The sequence below is a fragment of the Pseudomonas sp. FJ2-5-13 genome (assembly GCF_029201605.1).
Taxonomy (GTDB): Bacteria; Pseudomonadota; Gammaproteobacteria; order Pseudomonadales; family Pseudomonadaceae; genus Aquipseudomonas; species Aquipseudomonas lactis.
Map to the genome: position 1 here is coordinate 2,170,737 of NZ_CP104045.1, position 21,031 is coordinate 2,191,767.

Genomic DNA, 21,031 nt, shown 5'->3' on the forward strand with positions numbered 1-21,031 from the left:
TCAGGCTTCTAGCCTGAAGTCGGTTGCCATCCGGCGTTGTGTTTCGGCATCCGATAACGAGGTGAGCGGGCCGCTGATCGGCTCGCCATCGCGCACCACATACCAGCAGGCGAGCAAGCCCAGTTTGCGCAGAGGGGCGGGGACGGCGCTACCGATGACAGACATGATTTGAACAGTGGGCATAAGTACCTCCAAACGTTATGGAGGTCACCTTACGGTTTGCTGGCGCCTGGGAAAAATCACCTGGCTCGATAGTCGACATCAACGCCAGGCGTTAATCCACCACCTGGTCGAGCATGTTCACCACTTCGTGTTCACTGAGCAGGCCCTTGCGCACCAGGTTTTCGGCCAGCAATGCCAGGAACTTGGCGCTGCGATGGCCTTCCAGGTGCTTGAGTTCAGTCAAGGCGCTGTAGACCTTGCTGGAGGTGCAAAGGCCGGCGGTGCGGTGCGGGTTTTGTGTGGGCATGGTCAATCGTCCTTAATTGTTATTGGCTGGACTGAGTCGATAGTGCGACTGTTTTGTGACGCAAACATGACAGTGCAGCCCACAATCGATCAAGAGGATATTCGACGCTAATGATGTGGGATTGCTGCTCGTGCGTTGTTCTCACAGCGACATCGGCAGGATAAATCCGGACTTTTCAGGCAAAAAAAGACCCCGCGTGTGGGCGAGGCCTGTGGCTGTCAACGGGGTTAAACCTTACCAACCATGGCGGTAGTAACCGTGGGGCGGGCCGTAGTAGCCCCGAGGCGGCCCATAATAACCACGCGGTGGGCCGTAATAGACGGGCGCCGGGCGGTAGTAAACCTGCTGTTGCACATACACCGGTGGCGGTGGCGCGTAATAGACCGGCGGCGGCGCGGCATACACCGGCTGCGGCTGAACATACACCGGCTGTTGCACGTACACCTCACGCGGCTGGCTGGCAACCACAGAGCCGACTACCGCTGCGCCGACAAGCGCACCGAACACGGCCGGGCCACCCCAACCACCACCGTGGGCGGAAGCTTGGCCGGCCATCGCGAGTGCGCCGATAAGCAAGGCGATCCTGGGAAGTTTACGCATGATGGTCATTCCTCAATTAGCCCCTGCGCTTGTGGTCTGCAATCAATAGACTCAAGGATTGTCGCGGGGATACTTTTAAGACAACGTATTTCGAGAAAACAGCACGGCCAGTGAGTAAAGGTTGTGTAAGGTCTGTACCGATTTGCTTACTTCAAGGAGTTATCCATGCAGATGCACCCCAACAAGGACACCCAACTGTGCATGTCGCTGTCGGCGCGTCCTGGGAACTTTGGCCTGCGGTTTCATAACCACCTGTATGAACAGCTGGGTCTGAATTTTTACTATAAAGCCTTCAGCAGCCAGGACTTGCCCGGCGCGATCGGCGGTATCCGCGCCCTGGGTGTGCGCGGTTGCGGGGTGTCCATGCCGTTCAAGGAGGCCGCCATTGCCTTGGTGGACGAACTCGACGATTCGGTTCAAGCCATTGACTCCCTGAACACCATCGTCAACACCAACGGCCATCTCAAGGCTTACAACACCGACTACATCGCCATCGAGCAATTGCTTAAAAAACACGCGGTGCCCAAAGACTCCAGCTTCGCCCTGCGCGGCAGCGGCGGCATGGCCAAGGCGGTCGCCAGCGCCTTGCGTGACGGGGGGTACGCCAATGGTGTGATCGTGGCGCGCAACGAGGGGGCGGGCCAGGCATTGGCCAGGAACCTGGGGTATCAGTGGCAGGGGGATCTGGGTAGCCTGCGGCCACAGATGCTGATCAACGTGACGCCCATCGGTATGACTGGCGGGGCGGAGGCGGATGCGTTGGCGTTTGAGCCTGAGGCAATCGATCAGGCGGAGACTGTCTTCGATGTGGTGGCGATCCCGGCGCAAACGCCGTTGATCGTGCGGGGGCGTGCGCAGGGCAAGCGGGTGATTACCGGGCTGGAAGTGATCGCTATTCAGGCGTTGGAGCAGTTTGTGCTTTATACCGGCGTGCGGCCTACGCAGGAGCAGTTCGAGGCAGCGGTGGCCTTCGCCCGCAGCTAAAGCCTTGCGCCAAATCCAATGTGGGAGTTGGCTTGCCTGCGATGGCGGCCTGCCAGCCGACGCCCATCTACCTGACACCCCACGATCCAACTGTGGGAGCTGGCTTGCCTGCGATGGCGGCCAGTCAGGCGACGCCCATCTACCTGACACCCCACGATCCAACTGTGGGAGCGGGCTTGCTCGCGAAGACGGCCTCACAGTCGACACCGTAATACCGAGTACATATCCATTCCTGCGGTAACGGCCACTTAGGGTTCCGCCCTGACGGCGGCTCACTTTTGAACAGCGCAAAAGTAAGCAAAACGCTCTTGCCCCACCACTCGGCACCTCGCCTAGGCTCGGTGTGCCCGAACACAGGCTTGAATCCGTGGGCCGCCGCCACGCGCCATCCATGGCGCGGGGCGGCTAACCCGGCGTCCTGCCGGGTTACCCACGAATTCAAGCCTGCGTTCGGCCAGCGTGGTTTGACGGGGCGCCTAAGATCAAGATCAAAAGCAGATCAAAAGCAGATCAAGAGCGGCTCGCTTCGCATCGTGGTTACTGTTGATCACTTCAGAATTGTGTCGATACCTATGGCTATCGCAGGCAAGCCAGCTCCCACATCTTTATCTGCGTTATGCCTGTTCCAGTTGCGCTAGCCGCTCTTCCAGTGCGGCAATCCGCGCTTCCAGCTCTTCTATCCGCTCCACCGAAACAGCGCCCGCGCTACGCTCCACTGGGTTCCCCCGCGCGGACATAATCGCTTCAATATCTGCCGGGTCCCCAAGGGCATGGGTATATCGGTCTTCCCGCTGGCCCGCCTGACGCGGCACCAGCAGTGCCAGTCCTCGTGCAATCAGGCGTTCGAGTTGATGCACAACCTGTTCGGCATCCTCGAAATCATGCATGCGCCCACTGCGGGTGAGCAACTCGTTGACGGTCTGCGGCCCCCGCAAAAACAGCAGCCCGGTCAGGATCACCTGGGCCGGCACCAGTTCCAGGGCCTTGTCCACACGGTGTTCCCAGCGGTCGGCGCGGCTGCCCATTACCAGGCGCGTGAAGCCTTGGCCCTCCAGCACGCGCAGGCTCTGCCCGACCTGGCCTTGGCTGAGGTTCATCACCGGCTCGCGGCTGGTCTTCTGGTTACAGGCCAGCACCAGGGCGTTGAGGGTGAGGGGGTAGGTTTCCGGGTTGGTCGCCTGTTTTTCGATCAGGCAGCCCAGGACGCGGATTTCCGTGCTGTTCAGGCGCGGCTCAGGGGTGTCGGTGTCGTGCTCGGCGGTCATCGCGCTTTCCCTATGCAGTGAAGCCCCTTAGCCTAAGCTTGAAAAAATAAAAGACAAGCGCCAGGCATGGCTATAATCGCGGCTGGTTCCAACCCCGCCATTACCGTGAGACTGTCATGACTATTTCCCTGTACGCCGCTTCCATCCCGGTCTTCAAGCAAATGCTCAACGCCCTCAGCGATGTGCTGAACAAAGCCGAAGCCCACGCCAGCGCCAAGAACATCGAGCCCAATGCGTTGCTGCAAGCGCGGCTGTTCCCGGACATGTTCCCGTTGGTGCGCCAGGTGCAGATCGCCGTGGACTTCGCCAAAGGTGTGTCGGCACGCCTGGCCGAGATCGAAGTACCCAAGTACGAAGACAGCGAAGTCACCTTTGCCGACCTGCAAGCGCTGATTGCCAAGGTCCTGGCCTTTGTCGACACCATCAAGCCCGAGCAGATCGACGGCAAGGAAGGCATCGAGATCGTCACTCGCCCCGGCACCCCGAAAGAGAAGCGCTTCAGCGGCCAGTCCTACCTGCTGACCTACGGCCTGCCGCAGTTCTTCTTCCACGTCACCACCACTTACGCACTGCTGCGTCATAACGGCGTGGAAGTGGGCAAGCGCGACTATATGGGCGCGTTCTAAACCCGCAGATACAAAAAAGCCCGGTGCCGTTCTCTGCGAACGGCACCGGGCTTTTTTATGGGGCTGTGTTAAGCGGCCTGTTCTTCCTTGCCCAAACACGCCGCCGCCGTAAACAGCACATCGGTTGACGAGTTGAGTGCGGTTTCCGCCGAGTCCTGCAGCACGCCGATGATGAAACCGACAGCCACTACCTGCATGGCGATTTCACTGGGGATGCCGAACAGGCTGCACGCCAGCGGAATCAGCAGCAGCGAACCACCCGCCACCCCCGATGCACCACAGGCACATACCGCAGCGACCACGCTGAGCAGCACGGCGGTCGGCATGTCCACGGCGATGCCCAGGGTGTGCACGGCAGCCAGGGTCAGCACGGTAATGGTGATGGCGGCGCCGGCCATGTTGATGGTGGCGCCGAGGGGGATCGACACCGAGTAGGTGTCTTCATGCAGGCCCAGGCGTTTGCTCAACGCCAGGTTGACCGGAATGTTCGCCGCCGAGCTGCGGGTGAAGAACGCGGTGATGCCGCTTTCGCGCAGGCACATCAGCACCAGCGGATACGGGTTGCGGCGCAGTTTCCAGAACACGATGGCCGGGTTGATCACCAGCGCCACGAACAACATGCAGCCGATCAGCACGACCAGCAGGTGGGCATAACCGAGCAGGGCGCCGAAACCCGAGGTGGCCAGGGTGGAGGCCACCAGGCCAAAGATGCCCAGCGGGGCGAAGCGGATCACCACGCGCACGATCAGGGTGACGCCGTTGGACAAGTCGTCCAATACCGTACGGGTGGTTTGACCGGCATGGCGGATAGCGATGCCCATGCCAATGGCCCAGGCCAGGATGCCGATAAAGTTAGCGTTCATCAGCGCGCTGACGGGGTTATCCACCACACTGAGCGCCAGGCTTTGCAACACTTCGCCAATGCCTCCAGGAGCGCTCACCGTGGCGTCATGGGTCGCCAATACCAGGAACGACGGAAACATCATGCTGGCGACCACCGCAACCACGGCGGCGGCAAAGGTGCCGAGCAGGTACAGGAACAGGATCGGGCGGATATGGGTTTCCTGGCCATGCTTATGGTTGGCAATCGAAGCCATGACCAGCACAAACACCAGGATCGGCGCGACAGCCTTCAGCGCCGTAACAAACACCTTGCCGATAAAGCCAGTGGCGCGCGCGGCCTCGGGTAACAGCAGGGCCAGCACGATCCCGGCGATCAGGCCGATGACAATTTGGGTGACCAGGCTGACGCGCATTAAACGTTGCAACAGGGAGGGGGCAGCAGTCATAAAGAGTTGTCTCTAGTTTTTTTAGTAGGGCACAGCATTGCAGGCAGAAAGCACTGTAGGAAGTAGGCGCGAAGTCTAGCATGCTGTGGGAAGCGTCTTGTTTGCTGCGGCATTCCGTCACCCGTTTCAGTCGGACTTGGTCAAATCCAGACATGTTCTGTTAAGATTCACCCCTCTCATCTTTCCTCTCCGTCAGCGGGCCCTTAGGGCTGTCGTTGATGTCGTCGTTTCTGGAGTTTTCATGTTGTTTCCTATCCTGCTGCTGTCAGCCGCCGGTTTTACCGTGCTGACCACAGAATTCGTCATCGTCGGCCTGTTGCCGTCGATTGCTCGGGACCTGAACGTCAGCGTGTCCCAGGCCGGGCTGCTGGTGACACTGTTCGCGTTCACCGTGGCCGCGTTCGGCCCGTTCCTCACCGCCTACTGCGCGCGGTTCCCGCGCAAGCGGCTGTTTATCAGTATCCTGATCATGTTCGCGGCGGCCAATACCGTGGCGGCATTGGCACCGAATATCTGGGTGATGGCCGTGGCCCGTTTGATCCCTGCTCTGGGCTTGCCAGTGTTCTGGGCCCTGGCCAGCGAAACGGCGGTAGACATTGTCGGCCCTGAGTTCGCCGGGCGTGCGATTGAAAAAATCGGCTTTGGCATTGTTTGCGCCACCGTATTTGGTATTCCGGTGGGCACGCTGATTTCCGATATGTTCGGCTGGCGCACCGCGTTTGCCGTGCTCGCGGTGATCGCCCTGGCCAAGGCGTTGCTGCTGTATATCTACCTGCCGGTCACCCAGGCCAAGCACCAGCAGGCTAGCTTGCGCTCACAATTCAAGATCCTGCGCAGCCCGGTGATGCAGGGGCATATCCTGCTGTCGATCCTGGTATTCAGTGGCATGTTCACCGCCTATACCTACCTGGCAGATATCCTTGAGCGTTTGGCCGGCTTCGACGGCACGTTGGTGGGCTGGTGTCTGATGGGCTTTGGCGCAGTCGGGCTGATCGGCAACTCCTTGGGCGGACGTGCCGTGGATCGTCACCCATTGATCGCGTCCATGGTGTTCTGCGGGTTTATGATCGCGGGCATGGTGGCGGTGGTGCCTGCGATTCACTCGACCATCGGCCTGGCCGCGGCGATGGCGGTGTGGGGCGTGACCCAGGCGGCGATGTTCCTGGTCAGCCATGTGCGCTTGATGAAGGCTGCGCCCCATGCTCCAGCGTTTGCGGCGTCGCTGAACATTGCCGGGGCCAACCTCGGCATTGGCCTGGGCGCCATGGTGGGCGGGCATGTCATCGACACCCTGGGCCTGGGCAGCCTGGGGTTTGCCGCTTCGGGGTTTATCCTGCTGTCGATCCTGCTGGCACTGTGGCTGATGACCGCCAAACCCACGGCGCTCAACGCCTGAATGATCAGGGCAGGGCGGTAAACAACTCCCGCCGGGCACCTTCGGTAATCGCCACAATGCCGGGGTGCTTGACCTTGCGCTCCACCGAGATCGCATAAAACGACTCGGTCACTGCATCGGTCTGGCCGATCAGCGCTACGCCGTATTGGCGCACCACCTCGTCGGCGATCACGCTGGGCGCGATAAAGATCCCGCTGCCGGATTGCCCAAACGCCTGCATCAAGGCGCTGTCGTCGAATTCGCCAATGATGCGGGGTTGAATCTGCTGTTCGGCAAACCAGCGCTGCAAACGGCTGCGTACCACTGTCTCTGCCCCTGGAATCAACAGCGGCGCACCCTGCAAGCACTGTGGGAAATCACCGCCATGCTGGTCAGCCAATGCCTGGGTGGCGAAAAAACTGATGCCGCATTCTCCCAGCTTCTGGCTGTAGCCCTTGATGTCCAAGTGCGTGGGCATGGGGCTGTCGGAAATCACTAGGTCCAGGCGCTGGATCGCCAGGTCGGCCAGTAGACGTTCGAGTTTGTCTTCACGGCAGGTGATGCGGATCGGTTCGCTCAACTCCATGGTCGGCGCGATCAACCGGTACACGATGGACTTGGGCACCACATCCGCCACCCCGACCCGGAACGGAATCTGCTGCTCGTCAGGCTGGGCGCGCAGCATCGCCTCCAGTTCATTGCCGGTCTGGAACATCTGCTCGGCGTAGGGCAGCGCCTGGCGCCCGGCTTCGGTCAGTTCAAGCTGGCGCCCGACCCGCTGAAACAGGGCAACACCGTAGGTCTGCTCCAACAGGCTGATCTGCCCGCTGATGGTCTGCGGCGTGAGGTTCAACTGCTCGCAGGCGCGCACGATGCTGCCGGTCTTGGCCACCACCCAGAAGTAATGCAGTTGTCGATAATTGAGCATCGCGACCTACACTTCGTAAAAATCGAAGTATACGCGAGAAAAATACGAATTTTCCTGAACTGTTCGCCTGCATAGAATGCCTCGCTATCGAGGGGCCACTATTTGGGCCCAATGGTTCTAACGAGGAATACATCATGAAACTCAATTCCCTGGGCGCGGCGTCGTTGCTTGCGCTTTCATTGATAGTGGTCAGCGGCTGTGATCAAGTCGAGAAAAGCGCGCAACAGGTGTTGGGCAAAGCCACCGAGTCGGCCAAGCAGGCCATCGACGACACCCACAAGGCCGCCGAGCAGGCATTGAGTGAAGCAACCCAGGGCTTGATCAGCCCTGAGAAGCAGGAAAACGACGCCGAAAACGACGCTGAATCCGACACCAAAGAAACCTAATTCCCCAGCACTAAAACGTCAGGACTGACCTATGGATTACCTTTTACAACTGGCCGCCAGCCCCACCGCCTGGGTCGCACTGGCGACCTTGATCGTCATGGAAATCGTGCTGGGCATCGATAACCTGATCTTTATCTCGATCCTCACCAACAAATTGCCAGAGAAGCACCGGGCCAAGGCGCGGCGCATTGGTATCAGCATGGCGTTGATCTTGCGTCTGGGCTTGCTGAGCACCATCGCGTTCATCGTGCAATTGACGACACCGGTGTTCGAAGTGTTCGGCCAAGCGTTCTCGTGGAAGGACATGATCCTGATCGCCGGTGGCCTGTTCCTGGTGTGGAAGGCAACCACCGAGATCCATCACAGCATGGACCCGGAGCCTGAAGAGAAGGCCACCGTCAGCAACACCGTGACCATCGGCTTTGCCGCTGCCATCGGCCAGATCCTGATGCTCGACCTGGTGTTCTCCATCGACAGCATCATCACCGCCGTGGGCATGACCGAGCACTTGCCGATCATGATCATTGCCGTGGTGGTCTCGGTGATCGTGATGTTGGTGGCCGCTGAACCGTTGGCCAAGTTCATCAACGACAACCCGACCGTGGTGATGCTGGCCCTGGGCTTCTTGATCATGATCGGCATGACGCTGATCGCCGAAGGCTTCGGCGCCCACGTGCCAAAAGGCTACGTGTATGCGGCCATGGCGTTCTCGGCGGCGATCGAATGCTTGAACATCGCCCGGCGTAACCGGCACGCACGTTTGCTCGCTGCGCGCCAGTAATCGCTGAACAAACAGGCCGGCTGTGCTCACAAGAGCCCAGCCGGCCTTTTGCTGTCTGCTAGAATCGGCCCACTTGATAGCTTGAGGTCCCCCATGAACGAGCCGATTCGCCTTACCCAGTACAGCCACGGTGCGGGTTGCGGTTGCAAGATTTCGCCCCAGGTGCTGGAAGTGATCCTTGCGGGCAGCGGTGCACAGAACCTCGACCCCAACCTGTGGGTGGGCAATGCCTCCCGCGACGATGCGGCGGTGTACGCCATCGACGACGAGCGCGGCGTGGTGTCCACCACGGACTTTTTCATGCCGATTGTCGACGACCCGTTCGACTTCGGCCGCATTGCCGCCACCAATGCCATCAGCGACATCTACGCCATGGGCGGCGACCCTCTGATGGCCATCGCCATTCTCGGTTGGCCGGTCAACGTGCTGGCGCCGGAGATTGCCCGCGAAGTAATTCGCGGCGGTCGGGCGGTGTGCGACGCGGCTGGCATTCCGCTTGCGGGCGGGCATTCCATCGATGCGCCGGAGCCGATCTTCGGCCTGGCCGTGACCGGCATCGTGCAAAAGCGCCATATGAAGCGTAACGACACGGCCACTGCCGGTTGCCGCCTGTACCTGACCAAGCCCCTGGGCATCGGCATCCTCACCACCGCCGAGAAGAAGGGCAAGCTGCGCGAGGCGGATATCGGCCTGGCGCGTGACTGGATGTGCACCCTCAACAAGCCGGGCAGCCGTTTCGGCAAGTTGGCCGGTGTGACGGCCATGACCGATGTCACCGGTTTCGGCCTGCTCGGCCACCTGGTGGAAATGGCCGAGGGCAGTGGCCTGACCGCCCGCATCGACTATGCAAAAGTCCCACGCTTGCCGGGGGTTGAGTATTACCTGGACCAGGGCTGTGTGCCCGGTGGCACCTTGCGCAACTTCGAGAGCTACGCCAGCAAGCTGGGGCGCGTGCAGGAGCTGCACAAGCGCGTGCTGTGCGACCCGCAAACCAGCGGTGGCCTGCTGATCGCCGTTACCCCCGAAGGTGATGCCGAGTTCCACGCCGTGGCCGCCGAGCTGGGCCTGGCCCTTGAGCCTATCGGTGAACTGCTGGAGCGACAGACCAACGCGGTTGAGGTGATTTGATGGCGACGGACATCACCGATTACCGCGACATTTTCCTCAATGACCGCCCGATGATGGATACCCGCGCGCCGGTCGAATTCACCAAGGGCGCGTTCCCCGGGGTGATCAACCTGCCGCTGATGACCGACGATGAGCGCCAGCGGGTCGGCACCTGTTACAAGCAGCAAGGCCAGCAAGCGGCGATCGTGCTGGGGCATGAACTGGTGTCCGGGGCAATCAAGACCGAGCGCATCGAACAGTGGGCGCAGTTTGCCCAGGCCCATCCCGAGGGTTACCTGTACTGCTTTCGGGGCGGCCTGCGTTCGCAGATCGTGCAGCAATGGTTGAAAACCGAAGCGGGCATTGAGTACCCCCGCGTCGGCGGTGGCTACAAGGCCATGCGCACCTTCCTGCTGGAAACCCTGGAGCAGGCGACCGCCCAGTGTGACTTCGTACTGCTGGGCGGCATGACCGGCACCGGCAAGACCGAAGTGCTCGGCCAACTGCGTAATGCTCTGGACCTGGAAGGCCACGCCAACCACCGTGGCTCCAGCTTCGGCAAGCGCGCCACGGCGCAACCCTCCAATATCGACTTCGAAAACCGCCTGGCCGTGGATGTGCTGAAGAAGCGCGCAGGCGGTATCGAGCAGTTTGTGGTCGAGGACGAGAGCCGCATGATCGGCAGTTGTGCGCTGCCATTGCCACTGCACAAGGGCATGCAGACCTTTCCCATGGTGTGGCTGGAAGACAGTGTTGAAGGCCGTGTAGAGCGCATCCTCAAGGATTACGTCGTTGACTTGTGCGCTGAGTTTATTGGCGTTTTTGGTGACGTTGGCCAGGCATTGTTTGCTGAACGTTTGACCCTGAGCATGACCAATATTCACAAGCGCCTGGGAGGTGAGCGTTTCCAACGGCTGCAGGCGGTGTTACAGGATGCCCTGGCCGAACAGGCACGCAGCGGCGCAGTGGACCTGCACCGGGTATGGATTGAAGGCTTGCTGCGTGAGTATTACGACCCGATGTATGCCTTCCAGCGCGAGAGCAAGGGCGCGCGTATCGAGTTTGCCGGGGCGCAGGGTGAGGTGGTGGAGTATTTGCGTGAGCGTAGTGTACGGCGGGGTTGATCGGTTAATTGCTAGGGCCCCTTCGCGAGCAAGCCCGCTCCACATTTTGATCCTGTTCACAAATCAAAATGTGGAGCGGGCTTGCTCGCGAAGAGGCCGTCAGCCTTGGCGCATCACTAAAGAATCACCGCCCCAATCAACCCACACACCACCCCCACCAGCATGGTCAACCCGGCCACCGTCACCAGCACCCGCGCATCGAAATCCTTGCGCAGCATCAACAGCGACGGCAGGCTCACGCTCGGCAGGGTCATCAGCAAGGCCACGGCCGGGCCGGTGCCCATGCCCAGGGCCATCATGGTTTGTACGATGGGAATCTCTGCCGCTGTCGGAATCACAAACAGCGTGCCCACAATCGCCAGCGGCACCAGCCACACCAGGCTGTCGGCCATCGCCCCGTCCACGTGGGGGAACAGCCATACCCGCGCCGCGCCGAGGATCAGCACCGCCAGGATATACACCGGGATAGTGCTCCAGAATAGCTGCCACAGGGTGCGTAACCAGCGGCTCAGGAACGGTTGCGATTCCGCCGTACTGACGTCGGCAACGGCTTCCAGTGCGGCTTCCGGCACTTGGTCCGGGCGCGCAATGCGCTGTGCCACCAAAGACACGCCCACCACCAGCACAATCCCCGCCACCAGCCGCAACGCGGTGAAACCCCAGCCCAGCACAAAGCCCATGAACACCAGGGTGGCCGGGTTCAATACCGGGTTGGCAATCCAGAATGCCAGCGCCGCGCCGACCGACACCTGCTGGCGGCGCATGCCCGCCGCCACCGGGGCCGCGCAGCAGCTGCACATCATCCCCGGCAGGGCGAACAGCCCACCGCGCAGGGTCGAGCCCAGCCCGGCGCGGCCAAACAGGCGCAGCAGCCAGTCGCGGGGGATCAACACTTGCAGTAACGAGCCGAGGATCACCGCCAGTACGGCGGCTTTCCAGATGGCCAGGAAATACACCTGGGCATAAGCCAGCGCCGCCGCCAGGGGCGAGCTTTGCTGGTCATTGAGAATCGAGGCGCCAATGCTGTGGTTATCGGCCGCTACAAACGCCTTGAGGTAGTAGGGCGACCACTTCACATAATAGAGGCCGATGCAGGCCACCAACAGAAATAGGGCAGGTTTGCACCAGAACGCCCAGCCGCGGCTGGGCTGGGTGGAAGCGAGGTTGGGCATGGAGAGGATCCGCAGGTGAGTCGATAGCCTGGCATCATACGCCCCTGCGGCCCAAGCTTCAGATATCTGCGCTGACCTGGGTCGGGTCCGGGCAGTTTTCCCCACCGTTATTCAGCCCTTGCTTATAGTTGCGGCTGAGCAGCGAAGCCTTGCCGTTGTGCCAGGTCAGTGTCAGCACGTACAGGGAGTCATAGTCATTGCCCGACCAATCATCGGTAATGGTGTGTTTTTCGCCGGCTGCTTCGCTGGCGACTTTGTTGATCAGTTCCGGCAAGTAACCATGGGACCAGGCCGTATAGATCGTCGCGTTGCGGTACTTGTCCTCGACCAGTTCTTCGGCCAGGGCGCTGGTGTCATTGGCTGAAAATTCGATGTTCACCGGCAGGCCAAGCTTGATCGCGCTGGGGCTGATGGTGATCAAGGGGCGAATGTAGCTGTAGGAGTTATCCAGTTCGCCTTCCTCGACATTGCGCGTCGGGTTGGCAGCGAACACATAGTTGGCTTTGCCAAACTTTTCCGGCAACAGGGTCGCCAGGTTCATGGCGCGGTTCAGGCCCTGGCAATTGAGTTGGCCCAGGCCACCGGCCGGTTTTTCGCCATGGCGCAGGAATACCAGGGTTTGCACGCCATCGACCGGTTGCGCGCGGCTTTCACGGGCGTCCAGGGCGGTGACGATGGCGGCGCTGACCAGCAGCAGCGGCAATACCATATAGGAATAACGTTTGAGTTGTGGCACAAGGCGCAGAGGCTTGATCTTCATGATAGGTTCGAGTCTTCGTGCGTCGGGTTAAGGCGGACAAGCCCGGCCCCAGTGACGCATCAGCGTCCTGCGGTGTTCCCTGTCGATAAAGCAAAGCGCCTCCTTTCATTCTTCGGGCGCTCTTTAAGAGTGCATTCGGGCGCTTTGGTTCGCCCACGCGGGATTCTAGCCGGCAAATGTTGCGCAACGATGACCCATGCACGACGGCAGGCAGATGACTATCATGGGGACTTTCCGTCCAGGGGGTTCTCGATGAACGCACTCGCCGCTTTCCCGATCAACAGCAAATGGCCCGCCCAGCACCCGGAACGCCTGCAGCTGTATTCGTTGCCCACGCCCAACGGCGTCAAGGTGTCGATCATGCTCGAAGAGCTGGGCCTGCCTTATGAGGCGCACAAGGTCAGCTTCGACACCCAGGACCAGTTGTCACCCGAGTTCCTGTCCCTGAACCCCAACAACAAGATCCCCGCGATCATCGACCCCAACGGCCCGAGCGGGCAGCCGTTGGCGCTGTTCGAATCCGGCGCGATCCTTGTTTACCTGGCGGAAAAAACCAGCCAGTTGCTCTCCGAAGACCCGGCCACCCGCTATGAAACCCTGCAATGGTTGATGTTCCAGATGGGCGGCATCGGCCCGATGTTTGGCCAACTGGGGTTCTTCAACAAATTCGCCGGCAAGGCGTATGAAGACAAGCGTCCGCGTGATCGATACGCCGCCGAATCGCGGCGCTTGCTGAGCGTGCTGGAAAAGCGCCTGTTGGGCCGCACCTGGATCATGGGCGACGAGTACAGCATCGCCGACATTGCGATCTTTCCGTGGGTTCGCAACCTGATTGGGTTCTACGAGTCCGGTGACCTGGTGGGCATTACCGATTTCCCTAACGTACTGCGCGCGTTGGACGGTTTTGTCGCACGTCCGGCGGTGATCCGTGGCCTGAACATTCCGAGCTGAAGCATGCCGACTTTCGATTTTCAACAACTGGATGTCTTCAGCAGCGTACCGCTCAAAGGCAACCCCTTGGCCGTTGTGTTGGGCGCCGATAGCTTCACCGACCAACAGATGGCGGACTTCGCCAATTGGACCAACCTCAGCGAAACCACGTTTTTACTGACGCCGCGCGACCCTCGTGCTGACTATCGGGTAAGAATCTTCACCACCCTCAAGGAGCTGCCGTTCGCTGGGCACCCGACCTTGGGCAGTTGCCACGCCTGGTTGCAGGCTGGCGGCGTGCCACGCGGGGAGGAGATTATCCAGGAGTGCGAAATCGGCTTGGTGCGTATTCGCCGTCAGGGCGATGAACTGGCGTTTATCGCGCCGCCATTGCTGCGTGCCGGCCCGGTGGAGGCGCCGTTGCTGGAGCGCGTGCGCCTGGCATTAGGCCTGGCGCCCGAGGCTATCTTGCGCAGCCAATGGGTCGACAATGGTGCGGGTTGGCTGGCGGTGATGTTGGCTGATCGTGAGGCGGTGCTTGCGTTGCAACCGGACTATTCGCAAATCCAGGGTCTGGCCGTAGGGGTGATCGCCCCCTGCGACCCCACGCGTGACGCGGTGGACGCGCAATTTGAAGTGCGCGCTTTTGTCGCTGGCGATGGCGCCGCCGAAGACCCGGCCACCGGCAGCTTGAATGCCGGCGTGGCCCAATGGCTCCTCGCTGAAGGCCTGGCGCCCAACCGTTACGTGGTCAGCCAAGGCACGGCGATAGGGCGAGCAGGGCGTATTTATATCGAGCGCCAGGGCGATGAAATCTGGGTGGGCGGCGCGGTGGCGTTGTGTATCGAGGGGCGTCTACAGCTGTAGATCAATGAATTGTTACGCGCCTGGCAATACACTATTGGCCCCTCGGCGTTTGTGTTGCCAGGACTTGGGGGCATAAGCTTTCGCCCCAAAGTGTTCAGCCATTTTTCAGGATTGCCATGACCAGCCAGTTTCCCCAAGCCCGCCCACGTCGCCTGCGCCGCTCCCCGGAGCTGCGTGGCCTGTTCCAGGAAAGCGAATTCACCCTCAACGACCTGGTACTGCCGATTTTTGTCGAAGAAGAAATCGACGATTTCGTGCCCATCACCAGCATGCCGGGTGTGTTGCGCATTCCCGAGAAAAAACTCGCCGGTGAGATCGAGCGTTACGCTCGCGCCGGCATCAAGTCGGTGATGACCTTCGGCGTGTCCCACCACCTTGACGCCAGCGGCAGCGACACCTGGAAAGAACGCGGCCTGGTTTCGCGCATGTCCTCGATCATCAAGGACGCCGTGCCGGAAATGATCGTGATGTCCGACACCTGTTTCTGCGAATACACCGACCACGGCCACTGCGGCGTGATGCACGGCGCCCATGTCGACAACGACGCGACCCTGGTCAACCTCGGCAAACAAGCCGTGGCCGCCGCCCGCGCTGGCGCCGACGTGATCGCCCCGTCAGCCGCGATGGACGGCCAGGTCCAGGCCATCCGCCGCGCCCTGGATGACGCCGGCTTCACCCACATCCCGATCATGGCCTACTCCACCAAATTCGCCTCGGCCCTCTACGGCCCCTTCCGCGAAGCCGGCGGCAGCGCGCTCAAGGGCGACCGCAAAAGCTACCAGATGAACCCGATGAACCGCCGCGAAGCCGTGCGCGAATCGCTGCTGGACGAACAGGAAGGCGCCGACGCGCTGATGGTCAAGCCAGCCGGGGCCTACCTCGACATCATCCGCGACATCCGCGAAGCCTCGCGCCTGCCGGTGGCGGCGTACCAGGTGAGCGGTGAGTACGCGATGATCAAGTTCGGCGCACAGGCTGGGGCGATTGATGAGGACCGGGTGGTGCGCGAGACGTTGGGGTCGATCAAGCGGGCGGGGGCGGATTTGATATTTACGTATTTTGCGATGGATTTGGCGTTGGCGGGGATCTAAAGGAACCTAGTACACCTGTGGCGAGCTAGCTTGCTCGCGCGGGGCTGCCTAGCAGCCCCGTATCTCGGCCAGGAAATTATTTAATGGCGTTTTTTAATGTTAAGGCAACATGGTTTAACCACGTTTGCCCATCATTCCATTCATTAGGGTAATAGTAATAACAGCCGATATCAGAGAGTAAAAAGTCTTGAAGATCTTGCTCTGTTTTTTTGGCTGATATTAGTTTTTCTAGCTCTGATAGCACTATTTTTATCGTCTCTTCAGGCGACTCCGAAATAAAAAAATCAATTACGTCGTTTGCGCTTTTGTGATCATCAACCCAATCTTGATTGAAGTATCCAGCAAGAAATTGCTGCAGCTCGGGGTAGTCTTTATTCATGGGTTTGGAAACCCTGTGTGAATTCGATATCCAGTATGCATTTTTTGGTCTCTGCGAATAATTAAGTAAATTTCTTTTCCGGGTACAGGTGTCGTAGTGTTCTTTTTGAAACTTGTGCCGATTGGCTCTGGGGATAGTTGAGTGATGACTATCTGCTGGTTGTTTCCTTCTAGGAAGTCTTTGATTTTGTCTTGATTGTTATCCAATACCTTTGAAACGGCGAGTTCAGCTGTTGCGCGATCATGAAACGTAGAGGCTGCCGGGATATGTGGTTCCTGTCTCAAGCGGTCAAGCAGCTGTTGATCAGTTCTACCGACATGCTTTTGCATAAGATGTCCTCCTGCCGCCTCATGTGCGGCTAAACCTCCTCCTGGAACGATTACGCTATACGGCCCTTCAGGGCAGCTTGTTTTTTTACAGCTCAGTCCCAGCGGGTCTACCCAACCTGTCGGATTGGGCACATACCGATACCCATTGATCCCACCCGCCAACTTCACCGGGTCCGGTGTCAGGTAGCGACCAATATCCGGATTGTAGTAGCGATGGCGGTTGTAGTGTAGGCCGCTTTCCGGATCGAAATACTGACCCTGAAAGCGCAGCGGGTTGTCGATTTTTCCCGCGTCGAGCCGGGCGATCTGGCCGTAGGCGCGGTAGTGGGCGGACCAGACGATTTCGCCCTCGGGGCTGGTGAGTTCCTGCGGGGTGCCGAGGTGGTCGAGTTGGTAGTGGTAGGGCGTTGTGGCCTGTGGGCCGAAGCCTTCCAGCAGGGCCAGTGGTCGGAAGCTTTCGGGTTCGTAGAGGTAGCTGCGATGGCGTTCTGCATGGTGTTCGGCAATCAGCTTGTCGCCTTGCCAGAAAAACTCGGTGGTCTTGCCGTCCACGGTTTTGCTGATGCGCCGTCCAAAAGGGTCGTAGCGATAGCGGGTGGTTTGGCCGTTGGGTTGGGTGATGCCGATCAGCCGATGCTGGCAGTCGTAGTGGTATTCGGTGATGAGTTGCTGGCCTTTGCCGCGCCGCTCACGAATCAAGTTGCCGAAGGCGTCGTAGTCGTAGTGGCGGTCGCCTTGGATTATCAGGCGGTTGGCCGCGACGATGTCCGGGCCGGGGCGGTCTTGCATCAGCAGGTTGCCGGCGGGGTTGTGGCCGAAGCGTTCCTGTACGTCTTGGGAGTGGTCGGCGCGGGTCAGGCGGGCGAGGGGGTCGTAGTGGTAGCGGTGTTCGCCTTTGCGGGTGTCGAGCAGGCGAGTGAGGTTGCCGGCTTTGTCGTAGTCGTATTGGCGTTGGTAGAGGTGGTTCTGTTGCTGGGTCACCGCATGGGCGTGCAGGCGGTGTTGGTCATCGTAGTGGTAGTGGCTGAGCAGTTGGCCTTGCTGGCGCTGGTGTTCGCGGCCGCTTTTGAATAGATGGGAGGTGAGCACTTCTCCGTTGAGTTCGACGGTGGCGAGGTGGCCGCCTTTGTCGTGGTTGAAGGTGACGCGGTTGTTGTCTGGCAGGCACAGGTTTTTCAGCTGGCCGCAGGCGTCGTAGCCGTAGCGCAGGGTGCCCCAGCCTTGGTGCTCGGCGGTGAGGCGGTTTTGGCGGTCGTATTCGTAGGCCAACGCCCAGTGGCCGTCTTCGACGCTGAGGAGGTTGCCTTGGCGGTCGTAGGCATAATCGATAATGCTGTTATCGGGCAGGGTTTTTCTTACGAGGCGTCCGGCGTGGTCGCGCTCGTAACGGGTGATTAGCTGACTGTCATCGTCGCCGTATTCGGTTTTCTCCAGCAGGTTGCCGTTGAGGTCGTAGACGTAGGCGGTGCGTTGGCCGTCGAAGCCGGTTTCCTGTTGGATCAGGCCATTGGGGTGGTAGTCGAGCTGGTAGGTTTCGCCGACTTCGTTTTCGATTTCGGTGAGCAGCAGCCGGGCGTTGTCGTAGCGGTACTTGACCTGGGTGCCATCGGCGTTAAGGCGGCGGCTGATCAGGTGCAGGCCGTCTGCGTATTCGTAGCGGGTGACGTGGCCGAGTTCGTCGCGTTCGGCGATGATTTTGCCGTAGGGGTTGTAGCTGAATTCCCTGCAAGCACCACTGGGTTGGATCAGTTTCAGCAAGCGTCCTGCGGCGTCCCACTGATACTGGATTAGTGCGCCATGCTCATCCTCACGGGCAACCTGTCGCCCCAAGTCGTCATAGCGATAACGCTTGATCCCACCATGGGGCAATTGCTCCTCCAGCAACTGCCCACGCTCGTTCCACACCAGCCGATGACAACTGCTGTCCGGGTACCAAACCCCGGTCAGTTGCCCCTGTTTGTTGTAGCTGTAGTCAGTCGAATGGCCATCGGGGTCAGTCTTGCGAATGACATCGCCCTGGTCATTACGCTCATATTTCCAGACCGCCTCCCCACGGCGCACAACCCGTACGAAGCCATTGTCATGCTCGTAGGACGTCGGCTCATCATCCCCCGGAAACAGCGCCACCAAGCGTCCAGCGTCGTCATACTGATAGGCCGTTACCGCGCCCATCGGGTCTTGCTCGACGGTCAGCCGGCCCTGGTCGTCGTAGGATTTGAAATGCGTGGCGCCATCAGGATCAATGCGCTGCACCAGCCGCGCCCGCGGATCATGGACATACACCTCCTGGCTACTATCGGCGTTATGCACGGTGACCCGCCCGTCATCCCCCCAGGCATAACGCGTGTCCATCTGCGAAAAGTTCGCCCAATGCCGAACACAGCGTGCTGCCTTGCCAGCACGTTCCCATTCCCAAAAGAAACTCGCCCCACCGGCCAGTTGGCGTTCAAGAATGACGTGCTGATCGTCATACCGATAACGCTCGCTTTCCCCGACAGCATTGGTCGCGCAGACCAGTCGTCCGTGTTCGTCATAGGCGTAGGAAACAATGTTCTGCTCGGTCTCCCACACGTAGGGCTCTCGCCCTTTGGCGCGATGCACCTGGTAGTCCACCGCGACGATGCGACCCAACTCATAACGCAACAGCAACGAACGACCCGCACCGTTATCCAGCCGCTCAATCCGCCCTGAACGATCCCGGCAAAGGCGCAGCCGGTTGTCATACGCATCGCTGATCGAGACCAGTACGCCATCGCGAAAGTGATAGAAACGCGACGCCTGGGCCAGCACCAACTCGTCAGGCGCCGAACCCAAATAGATCGCCGCTTCCGCCAGGCTATTGGTGATCGCGGGCCGAGAGTCGGTGGGCAAGGGCAGGGCAGTCGAGCGGTTCTCATGGTCAGTCCACACCACTGAATCGCCCGACACCACCAGCCGATGGGCCAGCGCATGGCTCCAACCAAACCCCAACCCACAATCGACTTCCACCGCACTGGTGCGGTACAGCCGCGTCCATTCAAACGGCAAGATCCCATCCAGCGCGCCGTCGGTAAGGGTCAGCAACTCCTCGCCGGTAACCATCGACACCGGGCAACCGTGAGTGACCGTTTTATCCGCAGAAGCCGCCGCATCTCCTTTGGGATTCGAAGCCACAGCCGGCACATCATCGACAGGCTCCTGACGGACCAACGTTGTGCGCTGGGTCTTGCCGCGCACCATCGGCACCGGATTCGAAACCATCGTGTCACCCGCCTTCAACGGCACCACCGGCACTGTCTTAACCGGCGTCGCCGCACTGCTCAGCAACACCGGCTTGGCGACCTCCACATGGGGTTCCAGCCGAGGCCCCTCCACCTGCTTGGCCAGCAATTCCAACAACGCCCGCGCCCGCCCGGATTTGACGTGACTGAGCACACGAGCCCCCAATCGCACCACCACGCCCATCGCACCCAACACGCGAATCAGCAGCAGATTGATCAGCACCTCACCGGTGATTTCACCCCACAGTTCAGCCATCTCCGTAGGCGGGAGCATGCGTATCCAGCTGACCAGCGCCGATAGATAGATAAACAGCAGCGGCTCATCACTGAGCACCAACAAGCCCTGGGCGATCGAGTCACTACCCAGGGTCAGCAGTTCATCGAGCTCAGCTTGCGAAAGGTAGTGCAGCAGTTTTTCGCTATTGGGCTTAAGGTCCGCCAGCAGCGCAGACAGCTCGCCAATGTTGTCCCACAGGCTATAAAGTGCCTTGCCCAACCCACTGGCAAAGGCTGCCTCCAGCAGGCGCCGCCGCTCAAGCGGGCGGGCGTCTGTGTAGTTTTTCCACTGGGCCTGGAAGGTGTCGGTCCACTCTTTGCGCAGCCGGGTTTCCAGTGCAGCGATCACCGACTGGTAGGACGCATACAGCGCCTGGACGTTATCCTGGGAAACGTTGGGGTAAAAACTCACCCGGTATTGCTGGTTGCGATCACATTCGGTGATTTCGAGGATGCCACTGGGGCCGATGGTCTTATGGAGGGGCTCGCCCAGCGGGCCGCCGTTTGGATCAACGCGTTGCACCACCACCGGCGTGTTGCCGATGGGCACGAACCTGGTGCTCTGGAACATATGCACCAGGGTCAAGGTACCTGTGGCCTGGCACGTGGCGACGGTGCTGCTGGGCAAGAGGGAACGATTGATCGGCGCGACCAGCGCGACGTCCTCCCCAACCTTGAACACCTGCTCGACTTCCAGCGCCGAGAAGCTCCAAAAGCTTTCGGCCCACTCGTCAAAGGTGTTCAAGCAATCGCGAAAGTCACGGAAGACGCCTTCAACGTCGACCTTTTCCGCGTTCATTGGCGTCAGCGCCAGCCTGCCAATGGCCGGGTTCAAGTGCCGGCCCCGTCAACCGCACGCGTCACGAAAAAAACCATCTGCACTCCCTCGCACTGTTTGATCAGGCGAGGGACTTTGCAGAGGTTTGCGCAGGCGAGGAGTAGAGCTTATCCGGCAGTTGTGTGGGATGTTTCAGTTACTGCCAGGCACGGGGTTCGGCATGCCGACGAACCCCGGTTAGACTTACCTGTCGAT

Annotated in this window: 20 protein-coding genes; 10 read left to right on the forward strand and 10 right to left on the reverse strand. The window is 60.2% G+C overall.

Annotated elements, in window-relative coordinates; translation table 11 throughout:
- The 3 genes from N2A98_RS09800 to N2A98_RS09810 form a co-directional block, all read right to left on the reverse strand.
- A complete protein-coding gene (locus N2A98_RS09800; protein ID WP_003190283.1) occupies positions 1-183 on the reverse strand; it encodes a hypothetical protein in 183 nt (60 codons plus the stop codon).
- 91 nt (positions 184-274) lie between these two features.
- The gene (locus tag N2A98_RS09805) at positions 275-469 is read right to left on the reverse strand and encodes a hypothetical protein (RefSeq protein WP_003190284.1); all 195 of its coding nucleotides are present in this window, start codon (positions 467-469) and stop codon (positions 275-277) included.
- Positions 470-703: 234 nt separating this feature from the next.
- Positions 704-1,078 (reverse strand): hypothetical protein, encoded by a 375-nt coding sequence (locus N2A98_RS09810; protein ID WP_019818659.1) that lies wholly within the window; start codon positions 1,076-1,078, stop codon positions 704-706.
- Positions 1,079-1,234: 156 nt separating this feature from the next.
- Between N2A98_RS09810 and N2A98_RS09815 the strand changes: the two genes are divergently transcribed.
- Positions 1,235-2,053 (forward strand): shikimate 5-dehydrogenase, encoded by an 819-nt coding sequence (locus tag N2A98_RS09815; RefSeq protein ID WP_044273095.1) that lies wholly within the window; start codon positions 1,235-1,237, stop codon positions 2,051-2,053.
- A 614-nt stretch (positions 2,054-2,667) separates the two neighbouring features.
- Here N2A98_RS09815 and N2A98_RS09820 read toward each other — a convergent pair.
- Entirely contained in the window at positions 2,668-3,318 is a 651-nt protein-coding gene (locus N2A98_RS09820; protein WP_044273112.1) for a DUF480 domain-containing protein, read from the reverse strand.
- Between the two features lie 116 nt (positions 3,319-3,434).
- Between N2A98_RS09820 and N2A98_RS09825 the strand changes: the two genes are divergently transcribed.
- Positions 3,435-3,944, forward strand: coding sequence for a DUF1993 domain-containing protein (locus N2A98_RS09825; protein ID WP_044273114.1), 510 nt, complete (start codon positions 3,435-3,437; stop codon positions 3,942-3,944).
- A gap of 68 nt (positions 3,945-4,012) precedes the next feature.
- On the opposite strand, the gene sstT is transcribed toward N2A98_RS09825, so the two are convergent.
- Positions 4,013-5,233, reverse strand: a complete 1,221-nt coding sequence (gene sstT, locus N2A98_RS09830; protein WP_047710512.1) for a serine/threonine transporter SstT — start codon at positions 5,231-5,233, stop codon at positions 4,013-4,015.
- Between the two features lie 241 nt (positions 5,234-5,474).
- On the opposite strand from sstT, the gene N2A98_RS09835 reads away from it, so the two are divergent.
- Entirely contained in the window at positions 5,475-6,629 is a 1,155-nt protein-coding gene (locus N2A98_RS09835; protein WP_056788350.1) for an MFS transporter, read from the forward strand.
- 4 nt (positions 6,630-6,633) lie between these two features.
- Here N2A98_RS09835 and nhaR read toward each other — a convergent pair whose 3' ends face one another.
- Positions 6,634-7,536 (reverse strand): transcriptional activator NhaR, encoded by a 903-nt coding sequence (nhaR, locus tag N2A98_RS09840; RefSeq protein ID WP_057710155.1) that lies wholly within the window; start codon positions 7,534-7,536, stop codon positions 6,634-6,636.
- Between the two features lie 134 nt (positions 7,537-7,670).
- Here nhaR and N2A98_RS09845 point away from each other — a divergent pair, with 134 nt between their 5' ends.
- The 4 genes from N2A98_RS09845 to mnmH all read left to right on the forward strand — a co-directional run bounded on the left by N2A98_RS09845 (position 7,671) and on the right by mnmH (position 10,934).
- Positions 7,671-7,922 (forward strand): hypothetical protein, encoded by a 252-nt coding sequence (locus tag N2A98_RS09845; protein ID WP_275623334.1) that lies wholly within the window; start codon positions 7,671-7,673, stop codon positions 7,920-7,922.
- A 31-nt stretch (positions 7,923-7,953) separates the two neighbouring features.
- A complete protein-coding gene (locus N2A98_RS09850) occupies positions 7,954-8,703 on the forward strand; it encodes a TerC family protein (RefSeq protein ID WP_014717958.1) in 750 nt (249 codons plus the stop codon).
- A gap of 93 nt (positions 8,704-8,796) precedes the next feature.
- Positions 8,797-9,831 carry a selenide, water dikinase SelD gene (selD, locus tag N2A98_RS09855; protein ID WP_275623335.1) on the forward strand — a complete coding sequence of 345 codons (1,035 nt, stop codon included), beginning with the start codon at positions 8,797-8,799 and terminating at the stop codon, positions 9,829-9,831.
- Entirely contained in the window at positions 9,831-10,934 is a 1,104-nt protein-coding gene (gene mnmH / locus N2A98_RS09860; RefSeq protein ID WP_275623336.1) for a tRNA 2-selenouridine(34) synthase MnmH, read from the forward strand. The genes selD and mnmH overlap by 1 nt, the downstream gene beginning before the upstream one ends.
- Positions 10,935-11,050: 116 nt before the next feature.
- On the opposite strand, the gene N2A98_RS09865 is transcribed toward mnmH, so the two are convergent.
- Complete coding sequence (locus N2A98_RS09865) at positions 11,051-12,106, reverse strand: permease (protein ID WP_044273121.1); 1,056 nt, start codon at positions 12,104-12,106, stop codon at positions 11,051-11,053.
- A gap of 58 nt (positions 12,107-12,164) precedes the next feature.
- Complete coding sequence (locus tag N2A98_RS09870) at positions 12,165-12,866, reverse strand: hypothetical protein (protein ID WP_034125794.1); 702 nt, start codon at positions 12,864-12,866, stop codon at positions 12,165-12,167.
- A gap of 252 nt (positions 12,867-13,118) precedes the next feature.
- Here N2A98_RS09870 and N2A98_RS09875 point away from each other — a divergent pair, with 252 nt between their 5' ends.
- From N2A98_RS09875 to hemB, 3 genes are all read left to right on the forward strand, one after another.
- A complete protein-coding gene (locus tag N2A98_RS09875) occupies positions 13,119-13,817 on the forward strand; it encodes a glutathione S-transferase N-terminal domain-containing protein (protein ID WP_047710515.1) in 699 nt (232 codons plus the stop codon).
- Positions 13,818-13,820: 3 nt separating this feature from the next.
- Positions 13,821-14,663 carry a PhzF family phenazine biosynthesis protein gene (locus N2A98_RS09880; protein WP_078468163.1) on the forward strand — a complete coding sequence of 281 codons (843 nt, stop codon included), beginning with the start codon at positions 13,821-13,823 and terminating at the stop codon, positions 14,661-14,663.
- Positions 14,664-14,779: 116 nt separating this feature from the next.
- Positions 14,780-15,754 (forward strand): porphobilinogen synthase, encoded by a 975-nt coding sequence (hemB, locus tag N2A98_RS09885; protein WP_016977356.1) that lies wholly within the window; start codon positions 14,780-14,782, stop codon positions 15,752-15,754.
- A 76-nt stretch (positions 15,755-15,830) separates the two neighbouring features.
- Here hemB and N2A98_RS09890 read toward each other — a convergent pair whose 3' ends face one another.
- Together N2A98_RS09890 and N2A98_RS09895 are read right to left on the reverse strand one after the other, a co-directional pair.
- A complete protein-coding gene (locus tag N2A98_RS09890; protein WP_125969801.1) occupies positions 15,831-16,133 on the reverse strand; it encodes a contact-dependent growth inhibition system immunity protein in 303 nt (100 codons plus the stop codon).
- A complete protein-coding gene (locus tag N2A98_RS09895) occupies positions 16,130-20,797 on the reverse strand; it encodes an RNase A-like domain-containing protein (RefSeq protein ID WP_275623597.1) in 4,668 nt (1,555 codons plus the stop codon). The genes N2A98_RS09890 and N2A98_RS09895 overlap by 4 nt, the downstream gene beginning before the upstream one ends.
- Between the last annotated feature and the right edge of the window lie 234 nt (positions 20,798-21,031).